Origin of the sequence: Azonexus sp. (assembly GCF_036170495.1) — a bacterium.
Classification (GTDB): domain Bacteria; phylum Pseudomonadota; class Gammaproteobacteria; order Burkholderiales; family Rhodocyclaceae; genus Azonexus.
In genome coordinates, this window is sequence record NZ_JAVHPH010000378.1 from 7,784 (window position 1) to 10,471 (window position 2,688).

A 2,688-nucleotide genomic window follows, 5' to 3' on the forward strand; every position below is an offset into this window, starting at 1 on the left:
GTAAAAAATCTTCGATCTTTAGTTGACGTTAACGTCAACGTAAATACAATCACGACCTATGAGCAAAATCATCGATCCCCACTTTGCCGAGCGCGTCAGCGCCAGTTTCGCGCGCCAGAACGCCATGGAACTGATCCAGGCGACGATGCCGGTGATCGAGCACGGTCGGACGGAAATCCATCTGCCGCACTGGACGGGCGTCGAGCAGCAGCACGGTTTCGTCCATGGTGGCGTCGTCGGCATGATTGCCGATTCGGCCGCCGGCTATGCGGCGATGACTGTCGTGCCGGAAACCGCCTCGGTGCTGACCGTCGAATTCAAGATGAATCTGGTCGCCCCGGCCGACGGCGAGAAACTCATCGCCCGCGGCAAGGTGGTGCGCCCGGGCAAGACGTTGATCATCACCCAGGCCGAAGTCTTCGCTGTGAAAGACGGCCGGGAAACGCTGTGTGCGCTGATGCAGCAGACCATCATGTGCGTGACGCGGACCGAGAAATCCCACGGTCAACCGGAAAATTTGCCAAAAAGCGAAAACATCACGGAGACAAAACCATGAACATACCCAGCCTCGACTTCGGCCTCGGCCAAGACATCAACCTGCTGCGCGATGCGGTGAAGGCCTTTGCCGACGCCGAAATCGCCCCGCGCGCCGCCGAGGTGGATCGCCTCAACCACTTTCCGGCCGATCTCTGGAAGAAATTTGGCGACATGGGCCTGCTCGGCATGACCGCCAGCGAAGAGTACGGCGGCACCAACATGGGCTACCTCGCCCACATCGTCGCCCTCGAAGAAATCTCGCGCGCCTCGGCCTCCATCGGCCTGTCCTATGGCGCCCACTCGAACCTGTGCGTCAACCAGATTCGCCGCAACGGCACTCAGGCCCAGCGCCAGAAATACCTGCCCAAGCTCATTTCCGGCGACCACGTCGGGGCGCTCGCCATGTCCGAACCGAGCGCCGGTTCCGATGTCGTCTCGATGAAGCTCAAGGCCGAAAAGAAGGGCGACCGCTACGTCCTCAACGGTTCCAAGATGTGGATCACCAACGGCGGCGATGCCGACACGCTGGTCGTCTACGCCAAGACCGACCCGAACGCCGGGGCCAAGGGCATGACCGCCTTTATCGTCGAAAAGGGCACAAAAGGTTTCAGCCATGGCACCCACCTCGACAAGCTGGGCATGCGCGGCTCGAACACCTTCCCGCTGTTCTTCGACGACTGCGAAGTGCCGGAAGAAAACGTCCTCGGCGGCGTTGGCAACGGCACCAAGGTGCTGATGTCCGGCCTCGACTACGAACGCGCCGTTCTGTGCGGCGGTCCGCTCGGCATCATGGCGGCGTGCATGGATGTCGTCGTGCCTTTCCTGCATGAACGCAAGCAGTTCGGCCAGGCCATCGGCGAATTCCAGCTCATGCAGGGCAAGGTCGCCGACATGTATTCGACCTGGATGGCCAACCGCGCCTACGTCTATGCCGTCGGCCGCGCCTGCGATGCCACCGACCATGCCCGGACGCTGCGCAAGGACGCCGCCGGGGCCATTCTTTATTCGGCTGAAAAGGCCACCTGGATGGCCGGGGAAGCCATTCAAACCCTGGGCGGCGTCGGTTATACCAACGAGTACCCGGTCGGCCGTTTGTGGCGCGATGCCAAGCTCTACGAGATCGGGGCGGGCACCTCCGAAATCCGTAGAATGCTGATTGGCCGCGAACTCTTCGCCGAAACGGCATAAACAGCTCCCGCCGGCGCGCCCGAGCAGGGGGCGCCGCACACTGGAGCGCACAGCATGACCCTTACCCTACGCACCCTCACCGCCAGCGACGTCGAAGCCTTGGAGCAGGTCCGCCAATATTTCCGCAATTACGCGGCCTGGCTCGGCGTCGATCTGTCGTACCAGAATTTCGACCAGGAAATGGCCTCCCTGCCCGGCACCTATGTCGCGCCGCAGGGCCGGCTGTTCTTTGCCGAAATTGACGGGCGCCCGGGCGGTTGCGTCGGCGTTCGGCCGCTACCCGACAGCGATGGCGTCTGCGAAATGAAACGTCTCTACGTCGAGCCCGAAGAACGCGGCCACGGCGTCGGCGCCGCCCTGGCGCTGGCGGCGATCAAGGCAGCGAAGGAAATCGGCTACCGCAAGCTGATCATCGACACCCTGCCCAACATGCGGATGGCCGTGAAGCTCTACCGCGAACTCGGCTTCACCGAAGCGCCGAACTATTACCAGACGCCGGTTGAAGGCACGATGTTCCTGGCCCTCGACCTGGAAAACTGGTCGGAAGAAGAGATCCGCAGCGAGAACCTGTCGCACCTGTTCGACTTCAACCGCGCCTGGGCGCAGCGCATGCAGGAGGTCGATCCGACCTACTTCAACAAGCTGTCCAAGCTGCAGACGCCGGAATTCCTGTGGATCGGCTGCTCCGACTCACGCGTCCCGGCCAACCAGATCGTCGGCCTGCTGCCCGGCGAGGTCTTCGTCCATCGCAACGTCGCCAATGTCGTCGTGCACACTGACCTCAACTGCCTGTCGGTCATCCAGTACGCGGTCGACGTGCTCAAGATCAAGCACATCATGGTCGTCGGCCACTATGGCTGCGGCGGCGTGCTCGCCGCCCTCAACCGGACCCGGGTCGGCGTCGTCGACCTCTGGCTGCGCCATGTCCATGACGTCCATAACAAGCACCTGGCGACCATCGAC

At 62.4% G+C, this 2,688-nt stretch carries 3 protein-coding genes; all 3 read left to right on the forward strand.

Annotated elements, in window-relative coordinates; translation table 11 throughout:
- The first annotated feature begins 58 nt into the window (after window positions 1-58).
- Window positions 59-556 (forward strand): PaaI family thioesterase, encoded by a 498-nt coding sequence (locus tag ADADOO_RS13800; protein WP_511278079.1) that lies wholly within the window; start codon window positions 59-61, stop codon window positions 554-556.
- Window positions 553-1,725, forward strand: coding sequence for an isovaleryl-CoA dehydrogenase (locus ADADOO_RS13805; protein ID WP_511278080.1), 1,173 nt, complete (start codon window positions 553-555; stop codon window positions 1,723-1,725). Before ADADOO_RS13800 ends, ADADOO_RS13805 begins: the two co-directional genes overlap by 4 nt.
- A gap of 54 nt (window positions 1,726-1,779) precedes the next feature.
- Window positions 1,780-2,688: GNAT family N-acetyltransferase (locus tag ADADOO_RS13810; RefSeq protein WP_511278081.1), on the forward strand; the 909-nt coding region annotated here is incomplete at its 3' end.

Bases quoted from the DNA above. Each gene is read 5' to 3' on its own strand.
- ADADOO_RS13800 (WP_511278079.1), top strand. From the start codon at position 59: ATGAGCAAAATCATCGATCCCCACTTTGCCGAGCGCGTCAGCGCCAGT.
- ADADOO_RS13805 (WP_511278080.1), top strand. From the start codon at position 553: ATGAACATACCCAGCCTCGACTTCGGCCTCGGCCAAGACATCAACCTG.